Below are 24832 nucleotides of genomic sequence, written 5' to 3' on the forward strand. Positions count from 1 at the left end.
TCTAAAAGGAGAGCTTAAGCCTCTCCTGTTGGACCAAAGTTCAATGGGATTGGAGGCTGCTCATAATCCTTAATTTCCCCATGATTGCTCTCAAAACGCTGCACATTATCATGAAGTGCCTTTAGAAATCTCTTGGCGTGTTGTGGGGTAAGAATAATACGACTTTTCACCTTTGCCTTAGGTCTACCGGGCATAATACTTACAAAATCAACCACAAATTCAGAAACAGAATGATTTATGATGGCTAAGTTCGCATAGGTTCCTTCCGCAGTTACATCATCTATTTCGATATTGATTTGATTTTTATTTTGTTCTTTTTGATCGCTCATAATTCATGTTTTTGAGAGAACTAAAGGTACTAAGATCTCAGCAATATTAGAGAAGATTTAAAAAAAATAACCCTAGAGAAAATCTCCAGGGTTATTAATTTATCAAACACTTATTAATTTACTAGAAATTAACGTGTTGTTGTTTGCTTGCCATGATCTCATCGTACTCTTCCTTAGATCCTACAATAATATTATCGTAATCTCTCATTCCGGTACCTGCTGGGATTCTATGACCAACAATAACATTTTCTTTAAGTCCTTCAAGACCATCGACCTTACCGCTAACCGCTGCCTCGTTTAACACCTTAGTAGTTTCCTGGAAGGAAGCTGCTGAGATAAAGGACTTGGTTTGAAGTGAAGCTCTTGTAATACCTTGAAGAATTGGCGTTGCAACCGCTGGAACAGCATCTCTAGCTTCCACCAATTGTTTATCTGCTCTCTTAAGTACAGAATTCTCATCTCTGAGCATTCTAGGTGTAATGATCTGACCTGCTTTTAAGTTTTGTGACTCACCAGCATCCTCGACAACCTTCATACCAAAGATTCTATCATTTTCTTCAATGAAATCATCTTTATGTACTAATTGTTGCTCAAGGAAGGTTGTATCTCCAGAATCGTTGATACTTACCTTACGCATCATCTGACGTACAACTACCTCAAAGTGCTTGTCATTAATTTTCACCCCTTGTAAACGATATACTTCCTGTACCTCATTTACCAGGTACTGCTGAACAGCAGATGGCCCTTTAATTCTCAAAATATCTTCTGGTGTAATAGAACCATCAGATAGTGGCATACCTGCACGAACATAGTCATTCTCCTGAACTAGGATCTGGTTAGATAATTTAACCAAGTACTTTTTAAGTTCTCCTAATTTAGATTCAACTATAATCTCACGGTTACCACGTTTTATCTTACCAAAGGAAACCACACCATCAATCTCACTTACCACTGCAGGGTTCGAAGGGTTACGCGCCTCGAAAAGCTCGGTAACTCTTGGTAAACCTCCAGTGATATCTCCTGCTTTAGAAGATCTTCTTGGAATCTTAACCAATACTTTACCTTCGGCCACTTTATCACCGTTATCTACCATGATATGCGCACCAACTGGTAAGTTGTAAGAACGTAAGGTTTCTCCTTTGCTATCTTTAATTAATAGCGTAGGAATAAGTTTTTTATTACGAGACTCAGAAATTACTTTCTCTTGGAAACCTGTCTGCTCATCAATTTCTACTTGGTAAGTAACTCCTTGTTCGATATTCTCATAAGCAATCTTACCTGAGAATTCAGAGATAATTACCGCGTTATATGGATCCCACTGACAAACCACATCACCTTTTGTTAATTTATCGCCATCCTTTTTGAAGATTTGCGAACCATAAGGAATGTTATTGGTTGCCAAAGTGATTCCAGTTTTCTCATCAATAAACTTGATTTCAGCTGTTCTGGAAATAACAATATCGACTGGCTTTTGTTCAGCGTCAACACCTTTAACAACTTTAAGATCATCGATCTCAACTTTACAATTGTATTTAGAAATGATCTTGTTATCCTCAGAGATGTTTCCTGCAATACCTCCAACGTGGAAGGTACGTAGGGTCAACTGAGTTCCTGGCTCACCGATGGACTGTGCAGCAACAACACCAACAGCCTCACCTTTTTGAACCATTTTCCCAGTAGCTAAGTTTCTACCGTAACATTTAGCACAAATACCTTGTTTAGCCTCACAAGTAAGCGGAGAACGTACATCCATACGCTCTAGTGGAGAAGCATTTACCTTTTTAACAATGGCATCTGTAATCTCTTCACCTGCACCAACAATTAACTCTTCAGTTAACGGATCATACACATCATTTAAAGAAACACGTCCTGCAACTCTATCACCTAGAGACTCAACAATCTCGTCATTTTTCTTTAAGGCTTCTACTTCAACTCCTCTTAAGGTACCACAGTCAACAGTATTTACGATAACATCCTGTGATACATCCACTAAACGACGTGTCAGGTAACCAGCATCCGCAGTTTTAAGTGCGGTATCCGCTAGTCCTTTACGAGCACCGTGCGTTGAGATAAAGTATTCCAAAATCGATAGACCTTCCTTAAAGTTAGAAAGAATCGGATTTTCAATAATTTCACCACCACCAGCGGTAGATTTTTTAGGCTTAGCCATCAATCCACGCATACCAGTAAGCTGACGAATCTGCTCTTTAGAACCCCTTGCTCCAGAATCCAACATCATAAATACGGAGTTGAACCCTTGGTTATCCTCACGAATACGCTTCATAGCCATTTCGGTAAGCATCGCATTAGTAGAGGTCCAAACATCAATTACCTGATTATAACGCTCGTTATTGGTAATAAGTCCCATGTTATAGTTCATCATAATTCCGTCAACCTGTTGATTGGCATCCTGAATCATGGTGTCCTTTTCAGCTGGGATAATAATATCACCTAAACTAAATGATAATCCACCTTTAAAAGCGAAGTTATACCCCATACTCTTAATCTTATCTAAGAAATCAGCAGTAGTTGGCACATCGGTTGCTTTTAAAATATTATGGATAATATCTCTAAGCGATTTTTTAGTCAATACCTCATTGATATATCCTGCATTTTCAGGAACCACTTCGTTGAATAGAACTCTACCCACCGTAGTTTCAATAATTTGAGGAACTAACTCTCCTTCTTCATTAAAGTCACGAGTACGAACCTTTACAATAGCATTAAGTTCCACTTTCTTTTCGTTGAAAGCGATATTTACCTCATCCGCTGAGTAGAAAGTAAGCCCTTCTCCTTTAACGGCTCTCTCTGGAGTTGATTTTCTAGCTTTGGTCATATAATAAAGACCAAGAACCATATCCTGAGATGGTACTGTAATAGGAGAGCCATTTGCAGGGTTTAATATATTGTGAGAAGCCAACATTAACAACTGTGCCTCAAGGATAGCCTCTGGTCCTAATGGCAAGTGAACTGCCATTTGATCCCCGTCAAAATCCGCGTTAAAAGCGGTACACACTAATGGGTGTAATTGTATAGCTTTTCCTTCGATTAGTTTAGGCTGGAAGGCCTGAATACCCAATCGGTGTAACGTAGGAGCACGGTTAAGTAATACAGGGTGTCCTTTAAGTACATTCTCAAGGATATCCCATACAACTGGCTCTCTTTTATCTATAATCTTTTTGGCAGATTTTACTGTCTTTACAATTCCTCTTTCGATTAGTTTTCTAATGACAAAAGGTTTGTAAAGCTCCGCTGCCATATTCTTTGGAAGCCCACACTCATAAAGCTTCATCTCTGGACCTACAACAATAACAGAACGAGCAGAGTAATCAACACGTTTTCCTAGTAAGTTTTGACGAAAACGTCCTTGCTTACCTTTAAGAGAATCCGAAAGTGATTTTAGCGGTCTGTTTGACTCGGTCTTAACAGCAGATGATTTTCTGGTGTTATCAAAAAGTGAATCAACAGATTCCTGAAGCATACGTTTTTCGTTTCTCAAAATCACCTCAGGTGCTTTGATTTCCATCAAACGCTTCAAACGGTTATTTCTGATAATAACACGTCTGTAAAGGTCATTGAGATCCGAAGTAGCGAAACGACCACCATCAAGTGGTACTAATGGACGTAACTCTGGTGGAATCACCGGAACTACTTTCATGATCATCCATTCAGGCTTGTTCTCTCTATTCTTTTGAGATTCACGTAACGCTTCAACAACTTGAAGACGTTTTAAAGCCTCAGTTTTACGTTGCTTAGAGGTTTCGTTGTTTGCCTTGTGTCTGAGTTCATAAGAAAGATCATCTAGATCAATTCTAGACAACAATTCGATCAAACACTCCGCCCCCATCTTAGCGATAAACTTATTAGGATCGTTATCCTCTAAGTATTGATTTTCTGCTGGAATGGTTTCTAAAATATTCAAATACTCTTCCTCGGTAAGGAAGTCCATTTTTTGAACAGGATCACCATCTGCATTTTTAGCATCACCTGGTTGAATAACCACATAACGTTCGTAATAAATAATCATGTCCAGCTTCTTGGAAGGTAATCCAAGAAGGTAACCGATTTTGTTAGGTAAAGAACGGAAATACCAAATATGAGCAACTGGAACCACTAAGTTAATGTGTCCAACGCGATCACGTCTTACTTTCTTTTCTGTTACTTCAACACCACATCGATCACAAACGATTCCTTTATAACGGATTCTTTTATATTTACCACAAGCACATTCATAATCCTTTACAGGTCCAAAGATACGCTCACAAAATAGACCGTCACGCTCTGGCTTATGGGTTCGGTAATTAATAGTTTCCGGTTTGAGAACCTCACCTCTGGATTCTCCTAGAATAGATTCCGGAGAGGCTAAACCGATTGAGATTTTATTAAATCTCTGTACTGTATTCTTATCTTTATTTCTAGCCATAATATATGGTGATAATGAATTAAGTGTAATTTGTATTACCTTTTTAACCTCGGGCAACCTTTTAAAAAGGCTGCCCTATGGTTAAAATTATTAATCTTCTAATCTGATATCTAATCCAAGACCTTTTAATTCGTGCATTAACACGTTAAAAGATTCTGGGAGACCAGGTTCTGGCATCATTTCTCCTTTGACAATGGACTCATAAGTTTTCGCTCTTCCGATAACATCATCCGATTTTACCGTAAGGATTTCTCGTAGGGTACTAGATGCTCCATAAGCCTCCAGTGCCCAAACTTCCATCTCTCCAAAACGTTGACCACCAAATTGCGCTTTACCACCAAGAGGTTGTTGCGTAATAAGTGAGTATGGTCCAATTGAACGAGCGTGCATCTTATCGTCAACCATATGCCCAAGTTTCAACATATAGATAACACCTACAGTTGCAGGTTGATCAAAACGCTCTCCAGTACCACCATCATATAGATAAGAGTGACCGAATCTAGGAACTGATGCCTGATCTGTTAATTCATTGATCTGATCCAAAGTTGCCCCGTCAAAAATTGGAGTTGCAAATTTCTTACCTAGATTTTTACCTGCCCATCCAAGAACAGTTTCATAGATCTGTCCAATGTTCATACGCGAAGGTACCCCTAATGGGTTCAACACGATATCCACTGGTGATCCATCCTCTAAGAAAGGCATGTCTTCCTGACGAACGATTCTAGCAACAATACCTTTGTTACCGTGACGCCCAGCCATTTTATCTCCAACCTTCAATTTACGTTTCTTAGCGATGTATACCTTGGCAAGTTTCATAATACCTGCTGGCAATTCATCCCCTACAGAGATTGTAAATTTATCACGACGCAATGCACCTTGAAGGTCATTGAGTTTAATTTTATAATTGTGAAGCAAGTCATTGATTAGTGCATTGGTCTGATCATCAGTAGTCCAAGTTCCACTTACTAAGTGAGCAAAATCATCAACCGCATTCAACATCTTTTGCGTATACTTCTTCCCTTTAGGGAATACCTCTTCGCCTAAGTCGTTGAAAACACCTTGTGAAGTTTTACCGTTTACAATTGAAAATAATTTTTCAATCAACACATCCTTCAATTGCGAAAATTTGGTTTCGTATTCCAATTCCAATTTCGCGATATCTTCTTTATCCTTAGCTCTTTTACGCTTATCTTTGATAGCACGTGAGAATAGTTTCTTATCGATAACTACCCCATTTAATGAAGGAGAAGCTTTCAATGAAGCATCCTTCACATCACCTGCTTTATCACCAAAGATTGCTCTAAGTAATTTCTCCTCTGGGGTAGGATCAGATTCACCCTTAGGTGTGATCTTACCAATAAGGATATCACCAGGCTTAACTTCAGCACCAATACGGATCATACCGTATTCATCCAAATCTTTAGTAGCCTCCTCAGATACGTTCGGAATATCATTAGTCAATTCCTCAGCTCCAAGTTTGGTATCTCTAACTTCTAATGAATACTCATCGATGTGAATCGAGGTAAAGATATCCTCTCTTACCACCTTTTCAGAGATCACAATAGCATCCTCAAAGTTATACCCTTTCCAAGGCATAAACGCTACTTGAAGGTTTCTACCCAAGGCTAGTTCCCCTTGTTGAGTAGCGTATCCTTCACAAAGCACCTGACCTTTAACCACTTTGTCACCACGTTTAACGTTAGGTTTCAAGTTGATTGAAGTTCCTTGGTTAGTTTTTCTAAACTTAACCAAATCATAGGTTTTGAAGTCATCGTCAAAGCTTACCAAACGATCCTCTTCAGTACGGTCGTACTTGATAATGATCTTTTTGGCATCTACATAATGAACAACACCACTTCCCTCAGCATTAACAAGGACTCTGGAATCAGTCGCCACTTGACGCTCTAATCCAGTACCTACAATAGGTGATTCAGGACGTACAAGTGGAACGGCCTGACGCATCATGTTAGATCCCATCAGTGCACGGTTTGCATCATCATGTTCTAAGAATGGTATCAGAGAAGCTGAAATAGAAGCAATCTGGTTTGGCGCAACATCGGTATAATCGATTTCAACTGGATCTACTACAGGGAAGTCACCTTCCTCACGAGCAATTACCTTATCGGTATCGATATTTCCATCTTCCTTCATCGGAATGTTGGCTTGTGCAATTTTCTTCTCTTCCTCTTCCTCTGCACTTAGGTACAAAATCTGAGAAAGGTCAACCTTACCATCAGTTACCTTGCGATATGGAGTTTCGATGAATCCCATACCATTGATCTTAGCAAATACACTCAAAGATGAAATCAAACCAATATTTGGTCCCTCAGGTGTTTCAATTGGACACAGACGACCATAATGCGTATAGTGAACGTCACGCACCTCGAATCCGGCTCTCTCACGAGAAAGACCTCCAGGTCCTAACGCGGAAAGACGACGTTTGTGTGTGATTTCAGCAAGTGGATTGGTCTGATCCATAAACTGAGACAACTGATTGGTTCCAAAGAAGGAATTAATCACCGAAGACAATGTTTTAGCATTAATAAGGTCAATTGGAGTAAAGACCTCATTATCTCTAACATTCATTCGTTCTCTAATGGTACGAGCCATACGAGCTAAACCAACTCCGAACTGAGAAGACAATTGTTCTCCTACAGTACGAACACGACGGTTAGACAAGTGATCAATATCATCGATCTCAGCTTTTGAATTAATAAGCTCGATCAAATACTTGATAATGGTAATTATATCTTCTTTAGTTAGCACCTGCTTATCCATATCGATATTAAGGCCTAACTTTTTATTCATTCTGTAACGACCTACCTCACCAAGATTATAACGCTGATCTGAGAAGAACAACTTATCAATAATCCCTCTTGCAGTCTCCTCATCTGGCGGCTCAGCATTACGCAATTGACGGTAAATGTGCTCAACAGCTTCCTTTTCGGAGTTTGTAGGGTCTTTTTGTAGGGTATTGTAGATAATAGCGTAGTCGCCTGTGTGGCTATCCTCTTTGTGAAGAAGAACAGTCTTAACATCGGTCTCTAAGATTTCATCAACATGCTCTTTCTCTAAAATGGTATCCCTATCTAAGATAATTTCATTACGTTCAATTGAAACCACCTCACCAGTATCCTCATCAACAAAATCCTCATGCCATGTCTTTAAAACACGAGCAGCTAATTTTCTTCCAAGAACCTTTTTAAGGCCACTCTTAGATACCTTAACTTCCTCAGCTAAATCAAATATCCCTAAAATATCTTTATCACGCTCAAATCCAATAGCACGGAAAAGCGTAGTCACTGGTAATTTTTTCTTTCTATCAATATAGGCGTACATCACGCTATTGATATCAGTAGCAAATTCTATCCATGATCCTTTAAAAGGAATAACACGAGCAGAATATAATTTAGTTCCGTTAGCATGGAACGATTGACCAAAGAATACACCTGGAGATCTATGCAATTGCGATACTACAACACGCTCGGCACCGTTAATAACAAAAGTACCACTTGGTGTCATATAGGGAATAGTTCCCAAATACACGTCCTGGACTATGGTTTCAAAATCTTCGTGCTCTGGATCTGTACAGTACAGTTTTAGTCTAGCCTTAAGTGGAACACTATAAGTCAATCCTCTTTCGATACATTCCTGTATAGAATAACGTGGAGGGTCGATAAAGTAGTCTAAAAATTCAAGTACAAATTGATTGCGCGTATCAGTAATGGGGAAGTTCTCCATGAAGGTATTATAAAGACCTTCGTTTCCTCGTTCTTCAGATTTGGTCTCCAGTTGAAAGAAGTCCTGGAATGACTTTATCTGAATGTCCAAGAAGTCCGGATATGCCGGAGTATTCTTAGCAGAGGCGAAACTAATTCTTTCAGTCTGATTTGTGAACATCAATGGACAATATTTTGATTAAAATGAAAATTGAAAAAGCGTATACACTAATATACGCAAAAGGGTTTAGGTCTCAACCCGAACTATCTCAGGAAGGACCTAAACCGTAATTTACAGCGCGAGGCTGCAAGATGGAATTACTTTAATTCTACCTCAGCACCCGCTTCTTCTAGAGACGCTTTTAAGCTTTCAGCCTCGTCTTTAGAAATTCCTTCTTTGATAGCTTTTGGTGCGCTATCAACTATTTCTTTAGCATCTTTAAGACCTAGACCAGTTAATTCTTTAACTAGTTTTACTACAGCCAATTTAGAAGCTCCAGCAGCTTTAAGGATAACGTCAAACTCAGTTTGCTCCTCAGCAGCTTCACCTCCACCAGCGGCAGCTCCACCTGCAACAGCTACAGCTGCAGCAGCAGGCTCGATACCATATTCTTCTTTTAATATATCAGCTAATTCGTTTACTTCTTTAACTGTCAAATTAACCAATTGTTCTGCAAAATCTTTTAAATCTGCCATTTTCTACCGTTTTAATAAATTTTTAAAATATAATTGTTTTAAGTGCGTACTTATGATTCTTTTTCTGATAAAGTCTTAAGGATACCAGCCAATTTACCACCACCTGATTTAAGACCGCTAATAACGTTCTTAGCAGGAGATTGTAACAATCCGATGATATCTCCGATAACTTCTTCTTTAGACTTGATACTAACAAGAGCATCTAGTTGCTCGTCTCCAAGGAATACTGCCTCTTCGATGAAAGCACCTTTAAGAATAGGTTTATCAGATTTCTTACGAAAATCCTTAATTAATTTTGCAGGAGCATTTCCAGTTTCAGAAAACATCAAGGAAGTATTTCCTTTAAGTACTGTTGGAAGATCCCCAAAATCTTTATCAGAAGCTTCCATTGCTTTTTCAAGCAATGTGTTTTTAACAACTGCGAGTTTGATATTTGCCTTAAAGCAAGCTCTTCTTAAATTAGTAGTAGCTTGGGCATTCAAACCAGAAATATCAGCCAAATAAATAATGCCGTTATCTCCTAACTGCGCAGTCAAATCTTCTATTACCGTTAACTTTTCTTCTCTAGTCATGATTATAAAAATTTACACTGCCAATTAAACTGCTTTAGGATCAACAGGAATACTTGGACTCATCGTACTAGATAAGTAGATACTCTTGATATAAACTCCTTTTGCCGCAGTTGGCTTCAGTTTTAAAATTGTTTGTAATAATTCATTGGCGTTACCTGCAATCTTATCTGCAGAGAAAGAAGCCTTACCGATAGCAGCGTGAACGATACCAGTTTTATCAACTCTAAAGTCAATTTTACCAGCTTTCACCTCTTCTACAGCCTTAGCTACGTCCATTGTAACTGTACCAGTTTTTGGGTTTGGCATTAAACCTCTAGGTCCTAATACACGTCCTAGTGGGCCTAATTTTCCCATTACGCTTGGCATAGTGATGATCACATCAACATCCGTCCAACCGTCTTTGATCTTTTGAAGATACTCATCTAACCCAACATAGTCAGCACCAGCAGCTTTAGCTTCTTCTTCCTTATCTGGAGTAACCAAAGCCAAAACTTTTACATCCTTACCTGTTCCGTGTGGAAGAGTTACAACCCCTCTAACCATTTGGTTAGCTTTACGAGGATCAACTCCCAAACGTACCGCAAGGTCAACAGATGCATCAAACTTTACGTTAGTGATATCTTTAACTAATTGAGAAGCCTCATCAACAGAATACAATTTGCTTCTATCAATTTTAGTTACAGCCTCTTTTTGTTTTTTTGTCAATTTTGCCATTTCTAGATTCTTTAAGATTTAAAAGGGCCTGTCTCCTGAAACCGTTAATCCCATAGATCTTGCAGTACCTGCAACCATGCTCATAGCTGATTCCACTGTAAATGCGTTAAGATCTTGCATTTTGTCTTCTGCGATAACTTTAACCTGTTCCCAGGTAACGCTTGCAACTTTTTTACGGTTTGGCTCTCCCGATCCTTTTTTAACCTTAGCCGCTTCCATTAGCTGAACTGCCGCTGGCGGTGTCTTAATTACAAAGTCAAATGATTTGTCTTTGTAAACGGTGATAACAACAGGTAATACTTTACCTTGTTTGTCCTGTGTACGCGAATTAAATTGCTTACAGAACTCCATGATGTTAACGCCGGCAGCACCTAGAGCGGGTCCAACCGGTGGCGATGGATTCGCTGCACCTCCCCTGACTTGTAGCTTAACTACTTTACTTACTTCTTTTGCCATTGTTTATGTTCAATTTAAAATTTGAATCGTCCAAATTTTGGAAGCTTAGACGAATCTATATAATGTGTAACAATTATATCTTTTCTACTTGCATATAGCTCAATTCCAATGGTGTCTTTCTTCCAAAGATTTTCACCATCACTTCAAGCTTACGCTTTTCTTCGTTCACCTTCTCAACTGTTCCATTGAACCCATTGAAAGGACCATCGATAACTTTTACTGTCTCTCCAAGATTATAAGGAATAGCAACATTATCCGTTTTCACAGATAATTCATCCACTTTTCCTAGCATACGGTTAACCTCAGATTTACGAAGCGGCACAGGATCTCCTCCTTTTACTTCTCCGAGAAAACCGATAACACCGGTGATAGATTTAATAATGTGAGTCACCTCTCCACCTAAGTTGGCTTTCACCATTACATAGCCTGGGAAGTATACACGATCTTTGCTTATTTTCTTTCCATTACGAATCTGGACCACCTTTTCAGTTGGAACCAAAACCTCATCTACATAATCACCAAATCCAAGACGTGCGATATCCTGCTCTATGTAACCTTTAACCTTATTCTCCTGGCCACTTACAGCTCTTACTACATACCATTGTTTTGCCAACGTATCTGCCATTGCAATACCCGTCTTTTAAGATTAACTAATTACTCCAAAATAAAGCTTGATCAGTTCTCCGAAAACTGAATCAATACCCCAAATCACCAATGAAAAAAGTATAGAGAAAACAGCAACAACAACCATTAATCTTTGACCTTCAGACCAAGAAGTCCAGGTTACGTTTGCTTTTAACTCTACAAATGATTCTTTTATATAATCTATCATTTTGATTTCTATATATTTGCACGGGTGGAGAGATTCGAACTCCCATCAACGGTTTTGGAGACCGCTATTCTACCCTTGAACTACACCCGTATAATTAAGTTTAAAGGCGTCCTACTTAAACAAAAGAAGGACACCTTAAACTTATATTTATTGACCTTAGTCTAAAATTTCAGTTACCTGACCAGCACCTACTGTTCTACCACCTTCACGGATAGCAAAACGAAGTCCTTTGTTCAACGCGATAGGTTGAAGCAACTCAACATTGATAGTTAAGTTATCACCAGGCATAACCATTTCAACTCCATCAGGTAAAGTAATAGTACCTGTTACGTCAGTTGTACGTACATAGAACTGAGGACGGTAGTTGTTGTGGAATGGAGTGTGACGTCCACCTTCTTCTTTTTTAAGAACGTAAACCTCAGCTTTGAATTTAGCGTGTGGTTTAACAGAACCTGGCTTACAGATAACCATACCTCTTTTGATATCAGTTTTCTCAATACCTCTTAACAAGATACCAACGTTATCACCAGCTTCTCCTCTATCTAGTATTTTACGGAACATCTCAACTCCTGTAATAGTAGAAGTTAATTTCTCAGCTCCCATACCGATAATATCAACACCCTCTCCAGTTTTAGCTACACCTGATTCGATACGACCTGTTGCAACAGTTCCACGACCAGTAATAGTAAATACATCTTCGATAGGCATTAAGAAATCTTTATCAACATCTCTTTCTGGTAATTCAATCCATGCATCAACAGACTCCATTAAAGAAAGTACACTGTCAACCCATTTTTGCTCACCGTTCAAAGCACCAAGTGCAGAACCAGCTACAACAGGACCATTATCACCGTCATACTCATAGAAACTTAAAAGTTCTCTAACTTCCATTTCAACAAGCTCTAAAAGCTCTTCATCATCTACCATGTCAACTTTGTTCAAGAATACAACGATTCTTGGAATACCTACCTGGCGACCTAGAAGGATGTGCTCACGAGTTTGTGGCATTGGACCATCAGTAGCAGCAACCACTAGAATAGCACCGTCCATTTGAGCAGCACCTGTAACCATGTTTTTTACGTAATCCGCGTGACCAGGACAGTCAACGTGAGCGTAGTGACGATTAGCAGTTTGATACTCTACGTGAGAAGTATTAATAGTGATACCTCTTTCTTTTTCTTCAGGAGCGTTATCGATAGAATCGAATGATCTCGCATCAGAAAAACCAGCATCAGCCAACACTTTAGTGATAGCAGCAGTTAAAGTAGTTTTACCGTGATCTACGTGTCCAATAGTACCTATATTTAAGTGGGGTTTGGAACGATCGAAAGTTTCCTTTGCCATGATTTAATAATTTTAATCTTAGTTATATATTAGTGTTCAAATTTAAACGAAACAAGAGCCAATGACGAGAATTGAACTCGTGACCTCTTCCTTACCAAGGAAGCGCTCTACCCCTGAGCTACACCGGCTTGTAAACACCTTAAAGCATAAAAAACCACACTTTAAAGTACCAGAACAAGAGAAGAGAACATACCTATTTTCAAAAGACAATCCTCAACTCTTTTTTCTCAAAACCCAAGGAATACCCAGGTTATTCTAGAGCGGGAGACGAGGGTCGAACTCGCGACATTCAGCTTGGAAGGCTGACGCTCTACCAACTGAGCTACTCCCGCATTAATACCGTTTTAAATCTCACCTAAAAAGCATATTTTAAAACGTTGTGGGGAGAGCAGGATTCGAACCTGCGAAGGTAAAAACCAACAGATTTACAGTCTGTCCTCGTTGGCCGCTTGAGTATCTCCCCAATAGTAAGTTTTATGATAGTTAATTTGTAAAAATCCTTCCTTCAAAAACCGAGCGCAAAACTAGTGAATAATTTTTAATCCACCACAATTTTTTCTCATTTTTTTTATGAATTATTACACACATAAAAACTCAAACAATACATCAAAAAACTTAACTTTTTTTAGAGCCGATAGAGGGACTCGAACCCACGACCTGCTGATTACAAATCAGCTGCTCTAGCCAGCTGAGCTACATCGGCGTTTCATTAAAAAAGTCCGCTATTTCTAACGGACTGCAAATGTATATAAATAATTCTTTATACAAAACAAATTGTAAAAAATTTTAATTAGATATACGCTCTAAGTTTTTGCTTCCTCTTTTTCAAAATTCTCTCTAGAGAATCAGCTGCAGAATCAACAGCCTCCTCAAAGGTTTTACACTTCTTCTTCACTAAAAACTCATCTCCAGGCACATGCACTCTTAATTCCACGATCTTATTCTCTTTATCACTGGTGTTTTGGACTTTTAAAAACACATCGGAATATATTACTCGATCGTAAAAATTATCCAATTTATCCATTTTCTTTTGAATAAAATTCAACAACTCCTTTTCCACGTTGAAGTTGACAGATTGGGTGTTCACTTCCATATCATCTATATTTAAAAGGGTTAAACGTACATCCCAAGACAGGATGAAATTACATTTGACGATCGCAATGATCCTGAGTAGCTTGTTTACATAGGCGTAGCATTTTATTTTTTTCCTCTAGGGTGCGCCTGCCCGTACTGTTTCTTTAACACCGCAATACTATTATGAGTATACACCTGGGTCGACGCTAAAGACGAATGCCCTAATAATTCCTTGACAGCATTTAAATCAGCCCCTTCGTTAAGAAGGTGCGTTGCAAAACTATGTCTCAGAATATGCGGACTCTTTTTTTGCTTGGTTGACGCCTTACTAAAGTAGCCATTAATTGTTCGATACACAAACGATTCATGGATTTTATGACCGTTTTTAAGAATAAATAAACAATCTGTGGACGATGACCCTTCTATTTGTCCTCTAAGCTGGAGATACTCGCCCAATAAGCGCTCTATCACAGGGAGGATTGGTAAGATTCGTTCTTTATTTCGTTTGCCTAAAACTTTTATAGTTTTATTAGCAAAATCTACATCATTAACCGTTAAATTAATTAACTCTGCCCTACGCATACCAGTGGCATAAAACAGTTCAATAATGGTTTTATCACGCACCCCTTCAAAAGAGTTGTCAAATTCAAAACTATCTAACACTGCTCTAATCTCCTGTTTAGAAAAAGGGATCTCTACTTTTGTCTCTGTTTTAAGCGCACGATGTTTATCCAGCGGATTAATTTCGAGTTGTTTGGTTTTAAGCAAGTACTTGAAGTAGGCTTTAAGAGAAGATGCTTTGCGATTAATGGTGCGATTACTATTACCGATTTCCACCAAGGTGACAATCCACGAGCGAACCATAGGGTAATTCACCTCTTTAAAATCGAATCCGCCATAGCTAGTGACACAAAAGTCCCTAAAGCTCATTAAATCTCTTCTATAGGCCGCAGTGGTATGCTGAGAATAATTCCTTTCGATTTGTAGATAGTCTAAAAACTTTTGAAACTCCATAACTCAAAGTTACTAGAACTTTAGCAGAAACTAGCAGCAGACTAAATAAAAAAATCCCAGCCTTATAATAAAGCTGGGATGTATCTATTTAAGATCTTATAATAAATTAAATCTCTTCTTGATCTCTCAAATGCTGTATGTATTGAGCTTTCTGACGCTTAGCTCTGTTGCCTACAGAAGGCTTATCGAACTGCTGACGGTTACGTAGCTGTCTCATTCTACCAGTTTTGTCGAACTTACGCTTATAACGCTTAAGCGCTCTATCGATATTCTCTCCTTCTTTAATCGGTATAATTAACATCGTTGTATCACCTCCTTTCTTTTTCGGTCGGCAAATATAATACATTTTTACAATAAAAAACAAAAAAATTAAAACACGCCAACCAACTATTGCTCAAGGCCCTATCCACAAGATACTACGCCTTAAGTAGAAAATTCACTATTTTAAAATATGTCTAGAAATTACCACCTTTTGTATCTCAGTGGTCCCCTCTCCTATAGTACACAGTTTGGAATCCCTGTAAAACTTCTCTACCGGAAAATCTTTAATATACCCATAACCTCCATGGATCTGTACCGCTTCATTTGCAATACGCACGCATGCCTCGGAGGCAAACATTTTACACATTGCACCAATTTTAGTCATCGGTCTTCCTGCATTTTTTTCAAAAGCTGCTTTGTGTAACAAAAGTTCAGAGGCCTGAATATCAGTTGCCATATCCGCTAGTTTAAACGAAATACCTTGAAATTCAGAAATCGGTTTACCGAACTGTACGCGCTCCTTAGAATATTTCAATGCCGCCTTATACGCTCCATTTGCCACACCTAAGGAAAGTGCACCAATGGAAATTCGTCCACCGTCAAGTATCTTCATTGATTGAATAAACCCTTCTCCCACTGGCCCTAATCTATTGGTATCTGGAATACGACAATCGGTAAATACCATTTCAGCAGTTTCACTTGCACGCATCCCTAGCTTATCTTCTTTTTTCCCACTGGAAAACCCAGGAGTTCCTTTCTCAACAACAAAAGCTGTAATACCTCTAGAATCTCCTTTTTCACCAGTACGCACAATAACTACCGCTATATCTCCACTTTTACCATGTGTGATAAAGTTCTTAGCCCCATTAATTATCCAATGATCCCCCTCTTTAACGGCCGTTGTACTCATACCACCTGCATCAGATCCAGTATTGTGTTCGGTAAGCCCCCAAGCACCAATCCACTCTGCGCTGGCCAATTTAGGAATCCACTTAGCCTTCTGCTCATCGTTTCCAAAGGTCAAAATATGATTTGTACATAAAGAATTATGCGCTGCAATAGATAAACCTATCGATGGATCAACCATAGAGATTTCATTTAATACCGCAATATACTCGTGATATCCTAAGCCAGATCCACCATATTCTTCTGGCACCAATATTCCCATAAAACCAAATTCACCAGCTTTCTTTAAAACATCCACTGGAAAGATTTGTTTCTCATCCCATTCCATAACATACGGCTCTATGAATTGCTTCGCAAAATCACGTGCGGATTCAGCAATCAATTTCTGCGTTTCCGTATAATCAAAATTCATCTTTTCCTCAATACCTAGTTCCATAAATAAACGATTTTTAATCGGAGGTCAAATATAGTTGAATTCTCTTAATTCTTTCCTTAGAAAAACCCGCATTTTTTCCAAATATCCAATTCTTCATCAACCAACTAAACTCCTATAATAAGTTACAAACTTATCAAATGACGCAACTCCAAGTAAACCAAAAACAGATTAAAACAAAAAAATCATCCCTCTTATGCACCGATTCCAGCACATAAGAGGGATGATCTACAACGCCTAAGCGCTACGATATATTATTTTGCTTTCACTTTTACAGGATCTGGATTCTTAAACAATTCACCAGCTTTAAGCTTTCTTGTATACTCCTTAAGATCAATCTTAACTTCCTTACTCATAATATAGAGCCCTATAATATTAGGGAATGACATTGATAAAATCATCATATCGGAGAAAGTTAGGACGGCTCCTAAACTCACTGATGCTCCAACTACCACCATAAACATAAAAAGAAGTTTATAGACAATTTCTGTTTTTTTGCTTTTTCCAAAAAGAAACGTCCAAGCTCTCATTCCGTAATACGACCAAGAGATCATGGTGGAGAATGCAAATAAGAACACGGCCATTGCAAGTACATATGGGAACCAGCTAATTACTGTTCCAAAAGCATCAGAGGTCAATTGCGCTCCTCCGATCCCTTCAACTTCATGCATTCCAGTAAAGATCAGCACTAAAGCTGTTAAGGTACAAACCACTACTGTATCAATAAATGGCTCTAACAAAGACACAAATCCTTCAGAAGGAGGGTGATTTGTTTTAGCTGCACTGTGCGCAATTGCTGCTGATCCTACCCCAGCCTCATTAGAAAAGGCCGCTCTTTGAAAACCTACTATCAACACCCCTATTACTCCACCTTTTAAAGCAGTTGGATTAAAGGCACCATCGATAATTGCGGAAAAAGCAGCTCCTAAGTTTTCAATATTCACTCCAATAACCACTAGAGCTCCTAACACATATAAACCTGCCATAATTGGAACAATCTTTTCAGTAACTTTTGCAATACTACTAATTCCTCCAATGATGACCGCTCCAACTAATATAGCTGTTACAATTCCAAACCAAAATCCATGCCCCTCCATAAAGGCCATTTGACCTTCTAGGGTTTCAAAAGCCTGGTTTGCCTGAAACATGTTTCCACCACCAAAGGAAGCTCCTACAGTTAAAATTGCAAACAAAACGGCTAATACCTTTCCAAGGCCTTTAAGGTTCTTTTTCTCCAAACCATATCTTAGGTAATTCATCGGTCCACCGAATACACGACCATCAGGAAGGATATTTCTATACTTTACCCCAAGAGTACATTCGACAAACTTAGATGACATCCCTAAAAGACCCGCTACAATAATCCAAAGCGTAGACCCCGAACCTCCAATGGAGACTGCAACAGCTACACCAGCGATATTCCCAAGACCAACAGTACCCGATACAGCAGTAGCCAAAGCTTGGAAATGGGTTACCTGTCCAGGTGCTGAAGGATCGTCATATTTACCTTTTGCTAAATCAAGCGCATGCTTAAACCCTCTGAAATTGATAAAGCCCATTCTCAATGTAAAGAACAATGCTCCACAGATTAACCAGATAACGATAAATGGAATACTGGTGGTTTGAAAATCACCATTTGGATGCAAAAGCGGAATTGGCTCATCGTACTTAATTTCAGCAAGATTGTGCGCTCCCTCCTCTACAACATGCTGGGTGTTTTCTGAATTATAAATCACACCACCTTCTTCAACCCGGTACTTTAGTGTACCAGCTGCCAGTGCAGTGACAGTGATAGTTTCTCCAGTGGATTTTGATACTATGGCAATATCTTGACCTTTATCAACATGGTCACCTTCCGCTACAAGCCACTGATCAAGAATAAACTTTTCGTCGATACCCGCGCTCCATCCAGGGATAGGGATCAATTTTACATCCGCATAAGTTATTGGATTGTAAATACCAGTGGCTGCAAAAGGATCCCAAAATAAAACGGATCCAAGAGCCGATACTGCTGGCGTCATGAATCCGTTGAAAATTTCTGTTATAGACTCTGCTTTAATCTCATATGTTTCTGTGACCGATTTACCGTGTGAGTCAGTAACACTTAGGGTGTACTCAACACCTTCGGTCAGTCCTGTACTTTTAGCTGATTTTAGGGGAGTTGATTGGTTGCTCCATTTGTAGATATAAGGTGGATTACCTCCAGAGACCTCAACTTCAATTTGACCATCGTTAATTTGACTTGATGGATTTATTAAGGTTTCTTTTATACTAAGCTCCTGCGCAGTTAAAAACAGGGAACCTAGCACACATAAAACCGAGAGAAATTCTTTTCTCATATAAGATTAAGTTTTTGTTAAGTTATTTTTAAATTAGCTTTAAACACGGAACAATATCATAAAAAAATGATTCTTATTCAAATTTACCCCGTTAAATCTAGTTTTTATTCAATAGTTGACCGATTAAAAGTAGCAATTTTAATTCGTTATCAGTCATCAATCGGCTAAACACAAATTAGTGAATCACAATAACTAAAGATATTTAAATTCATTATTTTACAAATCAAATACAGAAGATCTCTTGGTATACACCAAATCCTTAATTTTAAGCCAGAAAGCTAAATTTAAATACACTACAAACCAAATTCCCAGTGTTGCAAAGGAAGCATAGATGAAGAATAACCGAACATTCTTGGTTTTCATGCCAAGGCGTTCCGCTACGCGAGAAGAGACAGCATAACCATTCTTCTCAAAGTAATATCGTATTTTTTGAAGTGAAATCACAACACAAAGGTACTAAATTCTTCGACAGCACTAAAGACAAAAAGGGCGGTAAAACCACCCCCAATTATCCTTATTTTTTTAAATAAATTAGCCCTCTGTAGTCTCACCCTCCCACTCCATAAAACCACCAATTAAGTTATTGGTGTTATCAAAACCGTGCTGGTTCATCAAAAGACAAGCCTGAGCACTGCGTTTTCCAGAGCGACAGTACACAAAATAGTTTTTAGACTTATCTAGTTTTTCAACCTCATCTATAAAACCTTGACCTTTATAAATATCGATGTGGATAGCATTTGGAATATACCCCTCTTCTAACTCTTCGTCTGTGCGTACATCCAGAATTACTGCATTGTCATCATTTTGAAGTTGTTCTAACCACTCTTCTTGTGTCAACTCGACCATAATATGTATTGTATTTTAAATTAAAAAATAGAAGCTCACCTCCCACCCTGCAAAGTTATATAATTTCGGTGGAAAATTATTTAATAGAACAACCAATAGCCTTGGTTATTTCTATCTCAATTTTACGGCCTTCGAGCATAGCCTCAATAGCATCTTCCACATAATTAACTTCCACTTCTCCTGCGTCCTGGTAGTTATCATCGATAGCACCTATATATCGCACAATGTTACCAGAATTGGTTTTCTCCAACAAAAAACAGTGCGGGGTTCGTTTTGCGCCATATAGAGGAAAGACCTCCTGCTTCTGATCCATTAGATAAGGAAAGGTATAGGACTTCTCCTGGGCACGTCTTTGCATATTTTCAAAACTATCCTCAGGTCTAAACTTAGGGTTGTTGGGATTTATAGCAATTACAGGCACTCCAGAAGATTTGTATTTTCTATCCAAGTCAATAATCCTTTGCTCGTAAGCATTGGCATAAGGACAACTATTACATGTAAAAATCACCAAAAACCCCTTGGCATTACCAAAGTCAGAGAGTGAAATCATATCACCATTTACATTCTTTAAGGAAAAATCCGCTGCTATATCGCCAATCGAATACCCTTCAGCTCTATGGTCTGGGGGACTAAAGGCAAATAAACCCGAGACGGCCATAAGCACTAAAAGCATTCTAATAGTATTCATACTTTGATTAGGTTAATTAGTTAACAAAATTTAAAATTAGTTCAAAAAGTCCTGAAGCTCAGCCTCAAGACTCATAAAGGTAAATGATTTTTCATAAAACTCACGCCTATCTGCATTAAAAATTAAGGTTGCTGGAATAGCTCCAGACCAATCCTTATCAATTTTGGGTATCCAGCGATTTTGATTGGGGTCATCAAGCAAGATTACCTGGCTTTTAAGATTCAGATTTTCAACAAAGGGCAATAATTGGCTCTCAACTTTATTTGGAAAATCTAAACTTACAAGTACTACCTCCACTTGTTGATCTCCATAAGTATTTTGCAGTTTTTCAAATTCAGGGATTTCCTTCACACACGGCTTACACCAAGTTGCCCAAAAGTTCACCACATAAGTCTTTTGGGAATGAACCTTGAGAAGCTTTTCAAACTCATCAAAACTATACACTGGAATATCCGAATACGAGGTAGATAATAGCTGATGTGGTTTTGCCATCTCGTAATCAACAAAGGAATTGCTTATACTTTGTTCCCCAGGTTTACAAGAAACCATGGTCACAAAAACCATCAAAAAACCAATACTTCTCATAGTAGTAATATTGCATATTTCGGGACTAAATTTAACAAGTGTGGAATGCGCAATACTACTTTTAACATTTTTTTATCAAATCATTTTAAAAACTACAGTACATTTGTACATACAATAGTTGTTGATACAATGAAAATAGAAGATATTATAAAATCAAAAGTTATTTCTCTCGAGTTAAAGACTGTCCTTAATTTGTTACACACATCGAATATAGTTCAGGATAAAACCTCCGAGGTACTTAAACCTTTTGATTTGTCGTCAGAACAATTTAATGTATTGCGAATTCTAAGAGGACAAAAAGGTGTCCCTGCAAGTTTGAGCTGCGTACAAGAGCGTATGATCTGTAAGATGAGTAATACTACTCGACTTGTAGATAAGTTGATCGCTAAAGACATGGTACAACGAAGCATCTGTGAGAACAATAGACGTAAAGTAGATATTGTTATCACCCAAAAAGGGCTTGATATCCTAAAACAATTAGATGCACCTATGAAAGCCTTAAATGATTCAGTAATAGAGAACCTAAGTACTCAGGAGACAGAAACCCTCAATGAGTTATTAGATAAAATAAGAAGTTAAAAAAAATTTAAACAACAGTTGTATATACAACGATTAAACAACATCCGATGAACACATATAATAAAAACTTAAAATGGCGATATGCCACTAAGCAATTTGATGCCACTAAAAAAATATCAGAAGCGGATATCGCGTCATTAAAAGAAGCAATTCAACTGTCCGCTTCCTCCTATGGATTACAACCTTATAAGGTCTTGATTATATCAGATCCAAAAATTAAAGAGCAATTAAAGGTTGCAGCTAATGGACAGCAACAACTAGTAGACTCCTCTCATGTGGTGGTTTTTGCTAATGTTGCTGACTTAAGCGAAAAACACGTAGCCTCTTATATTGAGAACATCAGCAGAACAAGAGGAATGGAAATCGAACAGTTAGAAGGTTTTTCGAATTTAATGAACAGCGTGGTTGGAGGTTTATCAGAAGATGCCCGTGAGATATGGGCGGCCAAGCAAACCTATATCGCTCTTGGAAACCTTCTTTCCGCAGCTGCAGATTTAAAGATCGATAGTTGTCCTATGGAAGGATTTGATGCTGATAAAGTCTCGGAGGTATTAAATTTAAAAGAGCTAAACCTAACACCAAGTGTTATTGCTCCACTGGGATACCGATCAACTCAGGATCCTACCCAACACTACCAAAAAGTTAGAAAACCTGAAGAGGAACTCTTCATCACTATATAACACAAAAATCAAATTATTAAATTTTAACAAAAAGAAAAATTAAAGATGAAAAACCGAATTTTAAACTCCGTAGTAGTTCTAGCAGTTGCAATAGGTGCAAGTGCATTTGTTAACGCAGTAACCAAAGAAGTAAATGTAAAAGAAAGCCAAGTAAATTGGAAAGGTTACAAAGTAACAGGTTCCCATTACGGGACAATCGCTCTAAAGAGTGGTTCATTAGAATTTCAAGGGGATGTATTAACTGGTGGAGAGTTTGTCGTAGACATGAACTCAATCAACACTACTGACCTCTCAGGTGAGTACAAAGACCAATTGGATGGACACTTAAAATCAGACGATTTCTTTGGCGTTGAAAACCATCCAACCGCAACTTTAAAAATTTCAAAAGTTACCTCAAGCGGTAAGAATTCATACGAGGCCACAGGTGATTTAACCATCAAAGGTAAAACACATCCTGTCGATTTTGAAATCTCTGTTTATGGAAGCAAAGCTACTGCAAACTTAAAAATTGACAGATCCAAGTATAACATTCGATATGGTTCAGGTAGTTTCTTTGATAATCTTGGAGACAAAACAATCTATGACGAATTTGACTTAAATGTAGATTTAGTATTCTAAAAAAATACCGATGTTTACTATTATATAATTAAGTGTTGATACAGGCAGTCTTCGGGCTTCCTGTATTGTTATATAATTGAATGTCACGTTTAAATTCGATTTCGTTGTAAATTCATTTTTTTGTTTGCCAACTTAATTTAGTTTTATATATTTGAGGCATCAATGAGAACAATAAGAAAAAATACATGGTGGTGGTACAACTTACGTCAAATGTCGTGAGCTAGCATCCTATTAGTGTATTTTGAAAAATAATACGAAAGGCTTGTCAATCACGACAAGCCTTTTTTTTTGCTTTAAATAAAATAAATTACCATATTTCAAATGAAAACATATCCATTAAAAACACACTTTAAACAGATTCTATCCGATACGATAACACCGGTTAGTGTCTATCTAAAAATCCGGGATCGATACCCCAATAGTATTTTATTGGAAAGTAGTGATTACCACGCCAACAACAACAGCTTTTCCTATATTTGCTTCAACCCTATCGCCTCTATCAAAGTTGAAAATAAAACCATCGTAGAACAATACCCTGATGGAACCACAACTGAGGATTCTATCGACCAACAGACCAATGTTCCAAAACGAATTACGGAGTTTGCTCAGCGATTTGAAACAGATTCTAATAGCTTTAAGTTTATAAACAATGGACTCTTCGGTTATATCGCTTACGATGCGGTACGGTATTTCGAGGATATTACTATTAGTAAAAAAGAAGACTCATTAGATATTCCAGATATCTACTATGCAGTTTACCAAAACATCATCGCTATTAATCACTTTAACAATCAGGCCTATATCTTTTGCCATTGTTATCAGAGTGAATCCAACATAGAAGAAATCAACCAACTTCTACAAGCAAAAAACTTCTCTTCCTATAATTTTGAAAAAGTAGGAGAGCCGAGTTCTAAACTCAAAGACGAAGATTATAGAGCATTAGTGGAAAGAGCCAAAGAACATTGCCATCGTGGAGATGTATTTCAATTAGTGCTCAGTCGTCGTTTTGAGCAGAAGTTTAAAGGGGATGAGTTTAATGTCTATCGAGCCTTGCGTTCTATCAATCCATCACCTTATTTATTTTACTTTGATTATGGAGACTTTAAGATATTCGGAAGTTCCCCAGAGGCTCAATTAATCATCAAGGATGATAAAGCTGAAATACATCCTATTGCTGGTACTTTTAAACGTACTGGAAATGATGAAAAAGATGCCCAACTGGCAAAAGAACTCTCCGAGGATGATAAAGAAAACAGCGAACATGTGATGCTAGTCGATCTGGCAAGAAACGATTTGAGCAGAAACGGAAATTCCGTAAAAGTAGAAACTTACAGAGAAGTCCAATTCTTTTCACATGTGATTCATCTTGTATCAAAAGTTACAGCGATCAAGAAAAAACAAACCACAACCATGCGAGTAGTTGCTGACACCTTCCCCGCCGGTACATTAAGTGGAGCACCCAAACATATGGCCATGCAATTAATCGATAATTATGAGAGTAGTAATCGCGACTACTACGGAGGAGCTATCGGGTTTTTAGACTTTCACGGCAACTTCAATCACGCCATTATGATTCGGACCTTTTTAAGTAAAAACCACAACCTGTATTACAGAGCAGGTGCAGGAATAGTATCTGGATCCAATCCTGAAAGCGAACTACAAGAAACCTTTAACAAATTAGGAGCATTAAACAAGGCCATGCAAATGGCAGAAGATATCTAAAG

The 24832-nt window shown here is 38.1% G+C and carries 23 protein-coding genes and 5 tRNA genes; 4 read left to right on the forward strand and 24 right to left on the reverse strand.

Features of this window, described 5'->3' with window-relative positions; genetic code table 11:
- Window positions 1-14 precede the first annotated feature (14 nt).
- The 24 genes from I215_RS09625 to I215_RS09740 all read right to left on the reverse strand — a co-directional run bounded on the left by I215_RS09625 (window position 15) and on the right by I215_RS09740 (window position 21231).
- Window positions 15-329 carry a DUF3467 domain-containing protein gene (locus tag I215_RS09625; protein WP_008991773.1) on the reverse strand — a complete coding sequence of 105 codons (315 nt, stop codon included), beginning with the start codon at window positions 327-329 and terminating at the stop codon, window positions 15-17.
- Window positions 330-450: 121 nt separating this feature from the next.
- Window positions 451-4752: a DNA-directed RNA polymerase subunit beta' gene (gene rpoC, locus I215_RS09630; protein WP_008991774.1), complete on the reverse strand. Its 4302-nt coding sequence runs from the start codon at window positions 4750-4752 to the stop codon at window positions 451-453.
- A gap of 90 nt (window positions 4753-4842) precedes the next feature.
- Window positions 4843-8652 carry a DNA-directed RNA polymerase subunit beta gene (rpoB, locus tag I215_RS09635; RefSeq protein ID WP_008991775.1) on the reverse strand — a complete coding sequence of 1270 codons (3810 nt, stop codon included), beginning with the start codon at window positions 8650-8652 and terminating at the stop codon, window positions 4843-4845.
- 137 nt (window positions 8653-8789) lie between these two features.
- Complete coding sequence (gene rplL, locus I215_RS09640) at window positions 8790-9167, reverse strand: 50S ribosomal protein L7/L12 (RefSeq protein ID WP_008991776.1); 378 nt, start codon at window positions 9165-9167, stop codon at window positions 8790-8792.
- Window positions 9168-9217: 50 nt separating this feature from the next.
- Window positions 9218-9739: a 50S ribosomal protein L10 gene (rplJ, locus tag I215_RS09645; RefSeq protein ID WP_008991777.1), complete on the reverse strand. Its 522-nt coding sequence runs from the start codon at window positions 9737-9739 to the stop codon at window positions 9218-9220.
- Window positions 9740-9763: 24 nt separating this feature from the next.
- Window positions 9764-10453 carry a 50S ribosomal protein L1 gene (gene rplA, locus I215_RS09650; RefSeq protein ID WP_008991778.1) on the reverse strand — a complete coding sequence of 230 codons (690 nt, stop codon included), beginning with the start codon at window positions 10451-10453 and terminating at the stop codon, window positions 9764-9766.
- Window positions 10454-10471: 18 nt separating this feature from the next.
- Window positions 10472-10909, reverse strand: a complete 438-nt coding sequence (rplK, locus tag I215_RS09655) for a 50S ribosomal protein L11 (RefSeq protein WP_008991779.1) — start codon at window positions 10907-10909, stop codon at window positions 10472-10474.
- Window positions 10910-10982: 73 nt separating this feature from the next.
- The gene (gene nusG, locus I215_RS09660) at window positions 10983-11534 is read right to left on the reverse strand and encodes a transcription termination/antitermination protein NusG (protein WP_008991780.1); all 552 of its coding nucleotides are present in this window, start codon (window positions 11532-11534) and stop codon (window positions 10983-10985) included.
- 21 nt (window positions 11535-11555) lie between these two features.
- A complete protein-coding gene (secE, locus tag I215_RS09665) occupies window positions 11556-11741 on the reverse strand; it encodes a preprotein translocase subunit SecE (RefSeq protein ID WP_008991781.1) in 186 nt (61 codons plus the stop codon).
- Window positions 11742-11760: 19 nt separating this feature from the next.
- Window positions 11761-11831 (reverse strand) — tRNA-Trp (locus I215_RS09670).
- 66 nt (window positions 11832-11897) lie between these two features.
- A complete protein-coding gene (gene tuf, locus I215_RS09675; protein WP_008991782.1) occupies window positions 11898-13085 on the reverse strand; it encodes an elongation factor Tu in 1188 nt (395 codons plus the stop codon).
- Between the two features lie 56 nt (window positions 13086-13141).
- Window positions 13142-13213 (reverse strand) — tRNA-Thr (locus tag I215_RS09680).
- Between the two features lie 131 nt (window positions 13214-13344).
- Window positions 13345-13417 (reverse strand) — tRNA-Gly (locus I215_RS09685).
- Between the two features lie 48 nt (window positions 13418-13465).
- Window positions 13466-13548, reverse strand: a tRNA-Tyr gene (locus tag I215_RS09690).
- Window positions 13549-13714: 166 nt separating this feature from the next.
- A tRNA-Thr gene (locus tag I215_RS09695) sits at window positions 13715-13788 on the reverse strand.
- Between the two features lie 87 nt (window positions 13789-13875).
- Window positions 13876-14178, reverse strand: coding sequence for a ribosome hibernation-promoting factor, HPF/YfiA family (hpf, locus tag I215_RS09700; RefSeq protein WP_008991783.1), 303 nt, complete (start codon window positions 14176-14178; stop codon window positions 13876-13878).
- Window positions 14179-14282: 104 nt separating this feature from the next.
- Window positions 14283-15173, reverse strand: a complete 891-nt coding sequence (locus tag I215_RS09705; RefSeq protein ID WP_008991784.1) for a tyrosine-type recombinase/integrase — start codon at window positions 15171-15173, stop codon at window positions 14283-14285.
- Window positions 15174-15279: 106 nt separating this feature from the next.
- Complete coding sequence (rpsU, locus tag I215_RS09710; RefSeq protein WP_008991785.1) at window positions 15280-15474, reverse strand: 30S ribosomal protein S21; 195 nt, start codon at window positions 15472-15474, stop codon at window positions 15280-15282.
- 138 nt (window positions 15475-15612) lie between these two features.
- Window positions 15613-16752 (reverse strand): acyl-CoA dehydrogenase family protein, encoded by a 1140-nt coding sequence (locus I215_RS09715; RefSeq protein ID WP_008991786.1) that lies wholly within the window; start codon window positions 16750-16752, stop codon window positions 15613-15615.
- A 275-nt stretch (window positions 16753-17027) separates the two neighbouring features.
- Complete coding sequence (locus I215_RS09720) at window positions 17028-19112, reverse strand: amino acid carrier protein (protein ID WP_008991787.1); 2085 nt, start codon at window positions 19110-19112, stop codon at window positions 17028-17030.
- A 216-nt stretch (window positions 19113-19328) separates the two neighbouring features.
- The gene (locus I215_RS09725) at window positions 19329-19556 is read right to left on the reverse strand and encodes a hypothetical protein (RefSeq protein ID WP_008991788.1); all 228 of its coding nucleotides are present in this window, start codon (window positions 19554-19556) and stop codon (window positions 19329-19331) included.
- A gap of 87 nt (window positions 19557-19643) precedes the next feature.
- A complete protein-coding gene (locus tag I215_RS09730) occupies window positions 19644-19958 on the reverse strand; it encodes a rhodanese-like domain-containing protein (RefSeq protein ID WP_008991789.1) in 315 nt (104 codons plus the stop codon).
- 76 nt (window positions 19959-20034) lie between these two features.
- Window positions 20035-20646, reverse strand: coding sequence for a thioredoxin family protein (locus I215_RS09735; protein ID WP_008991790.1), 612 nt, complete (start codon window positions 20644-20646; stop codon window positions 20035-20037).
- Window positions 20647-20682: 36 nt separating this feature from the next.
- Window positions 20683-21231 (reverse strand): TlpA disulfide reductase family protein, encoded by a 549-nt coding sequence (locus I215_RS09740; RefSeq protein WP_008991791.1) that lies wholly within the window; start codon window positions 21229-21231, stop codon window positions 20683-20685.
- A 129-nt stretch (window positions 21232-21360) separates the two neighbouring features.
- Here I215_RS09740 and I215_RS09745 point away from each other — a divergent pair, with 129 nt between their 5' ends.
- From I215_RS09745 to I215_RS09760, 4 genes are all read left to right on the forward strand, one after another.
- Complete coding sequence (locus I215_RS09745) at window positions 21361-21810, forward strand: MarR family winged helix-turn-helix transcriptional regulator (protein WP_040460203.1); 450 nt, start codon at window positions 21361-21363, stop codon at window positions 21808-21810.
- A gap of 47 nt (window positions 21811-21857) precedes the next feature.
- Entirely contained in the window at window positions 21858-22490 is a 633-nt protein-coding gene (locus I215_RS09750; protein WP_008991793.1) for an NAD(P)H-dependent oxidoreductase, read from the forward strand.
- Window positions 22491-22535: 45 nt separating this feature from the next.
- A complete protein-coding gene (locus I215_RS09755; RefSeq protein ID WP_008991794.1) occupies window positions 22536-23108 on the forward strand; it encodes a YceI family protein in 573 nt (190 codons plus the stop codon).
- Between the two features lie 321 nt (window positions 23109-23429).
- Window positions 23430-24830, forward strand: a complete 1401-nt coding sequence (locus I215_RS09760; protein ID WP_008991795.1) for an anthranilate synthase component I family protein — start codon at window positions 23430-23432, stop codon at window positions 24828-24830.
- Window positions 24831-24832 lie beyond the last annotated feature (2 nt).

This window comes from Galbibacter marinus (genome assembly GCF_000300875.1).
In the GTDB taxonomy this organism is placed as follows: Bacteria; Bacteroidota; Bacteroidia; order Flavobacteriales; family Flavobacteriaceae; genus Galbibacter; species Galbibacter marinus.

What these genes read in the sequence shown, in the direction of transcription:
- I215_RS09705 (WP_008991784.1), bottom strand. Translation starts at nt 15,173, where the DNA reads ATGGAGTTTCAAAAGTTTTTAGACTATCTACAAATCGAAAGGAATTAT.
- rpoC (WP_008991774.1), bottom strand. Translation starts at nt 4,752, where the DNA reads ATGGCTAGAAATAAAGATAAGAATACAGTACAGAGATTTAATAAAATC.
- nusG (WP_008991780.1), bottom strand. Translation starts at nt 11,534, where the DNA reads ATGGCAGATACGTTGGCAAAACAATGGTATGTAGTAAGAGCTGTAAGT.
- rplJ (WP_008991777.1), bottom strand. Translation starts at nt 9,739, where the DNA reads ATGACTAGAGAAGAAAAGTTAACGGTAATAGAAGATTTGACTGCGCAG.
- I215_RS09755 (WP_008991794.1), top strand. Translation starts at nt 22,536, where the DNA reads ATGAAAAACCGAATTTTAAACTCCGTAGTAGTTCTAGCAGTTGCAATA.
- I215_RS09730 (WP_008991789.1), bottom strand. Translation starts at nt 19,958, where the DNA reads ATGGTCGAGTTGACACAAGAAGAGTGGTTAGAACAACTTCAAAATGAT.
- rpoB (WP_008991775.1), bottom strand. Translation starts at nt 8,652, where the DNA reads ATGTTCACAAATCAGACTGAAAGAATTAGTTTCGCCTCTGCTAAGAAT.
- I215_RS09720 (WP_008991787.1), bottom strand. Translation starts at nt 19,112, where the DNA reads ATGAGAAAAGAATTTCTCTCGGTTTTATGTGTGCTAGGTTCCCTGTTT.
- secE (WP_008991781.1), bottom strand. Translation starts at nt 11,741, where the DNA reads ATGATAGATTATATAAAAGAATCATTTGTAGAGTTAAAAGCAAACGTA.
- rplA (WP_008991778.1), bottom strand. Translation starts at nt 10,453, where the DNA reads ATGGCAAAATTGACAAAAAAACAAAAAGAGGCTGTAACTAAAATTGAT.
- I215_RS09740 (WP_008991791.1), bottom strand. Translation starts at nt 21,231, where the DNA reads ATGAGAAGTATTGGTTTTTTGATGGTTTTTGTGACCATGGTTTCTTGT.
- I215_RS09750 (WP_008991793.1), top strand. Translation starts at nt 21,858, where the DNA reads ATGAACACATATAATAAAAACTTAAAATGGCGATATGCCACTAAGCAA.
- rpsU (WP_008991785.1), bottom strand. Translation starts at nt 15,474, where the DNA reads ATGTTAATTATACCGATTAAAGAAGGAGAGAATATCGATAGAGCGCTT.
- tuf (WP_008991782.1), bottom strand. Translation starts at nt 13,085, where the DNA reads ATGGCAAAGGAAACTTTCGATCGTTCCAAACCCCACTTAAATATAGGT.
- hpf (WP_008991783.1), bottom strand. Translation starts at nt 14,178, where the DNA reads ATGGAAGTGAACACCCAATCTGTCAACTTCAACGTGGAAAAGGAGTTG.
- I215_RS09735 (WP_008991790.1), bottom strand. Translation starts at nt 20,646, where the DNA reads ATGAATACTATTAGAATGCTTTTAGTGCTTATGGCCGTCTCGGGTTTA.
- I215_RS09760 (WP_008991795.1), top strand. Translation starts at nt 23,430, where the DNA reads ATGAAAACATATCCATTAAAAACACACTTTAAACAGATTCTATCCGAT.
- I215_RS09625 (WP_008991773.1), bottom strand. Translation starts at nt 329, where the DNA reads ATGAGCGATCAAAAAGAACAAAATAAAAATCAAATCAATATCGAAATA.
- I215_RS09715 (WP_008991786.1), bottom strand. Translation starts at nt 16,752, where the DNA reads ATGAATTTTGATTATACGGAAACGCAGAAATTGATTGCTGAATCCGCA.
- rplK (WP_008991779.1), bottom strand. Translation starts at nt 10,909, where the DNA reads ATGGCAAAAGAAGTAAGTAAAGTAGTTAAGCTACAAGTCAGGGGAGGT.
- I215_RS09745 (WP_040460203.1), top strand. Translation starts at nt 21,361, where the DNA reads ATGAAAATAGAAGATATTATAAAATCAAAAGTTATTTCTCTCGAGTTA.
- rplL (WP_008991776.1), bottom strand. Translation starts at nt 9,167, where the DNA reads ATGGCAGATTTAAAAGATTTTGCAGAACAATTGGTTAATTTGACAGTT.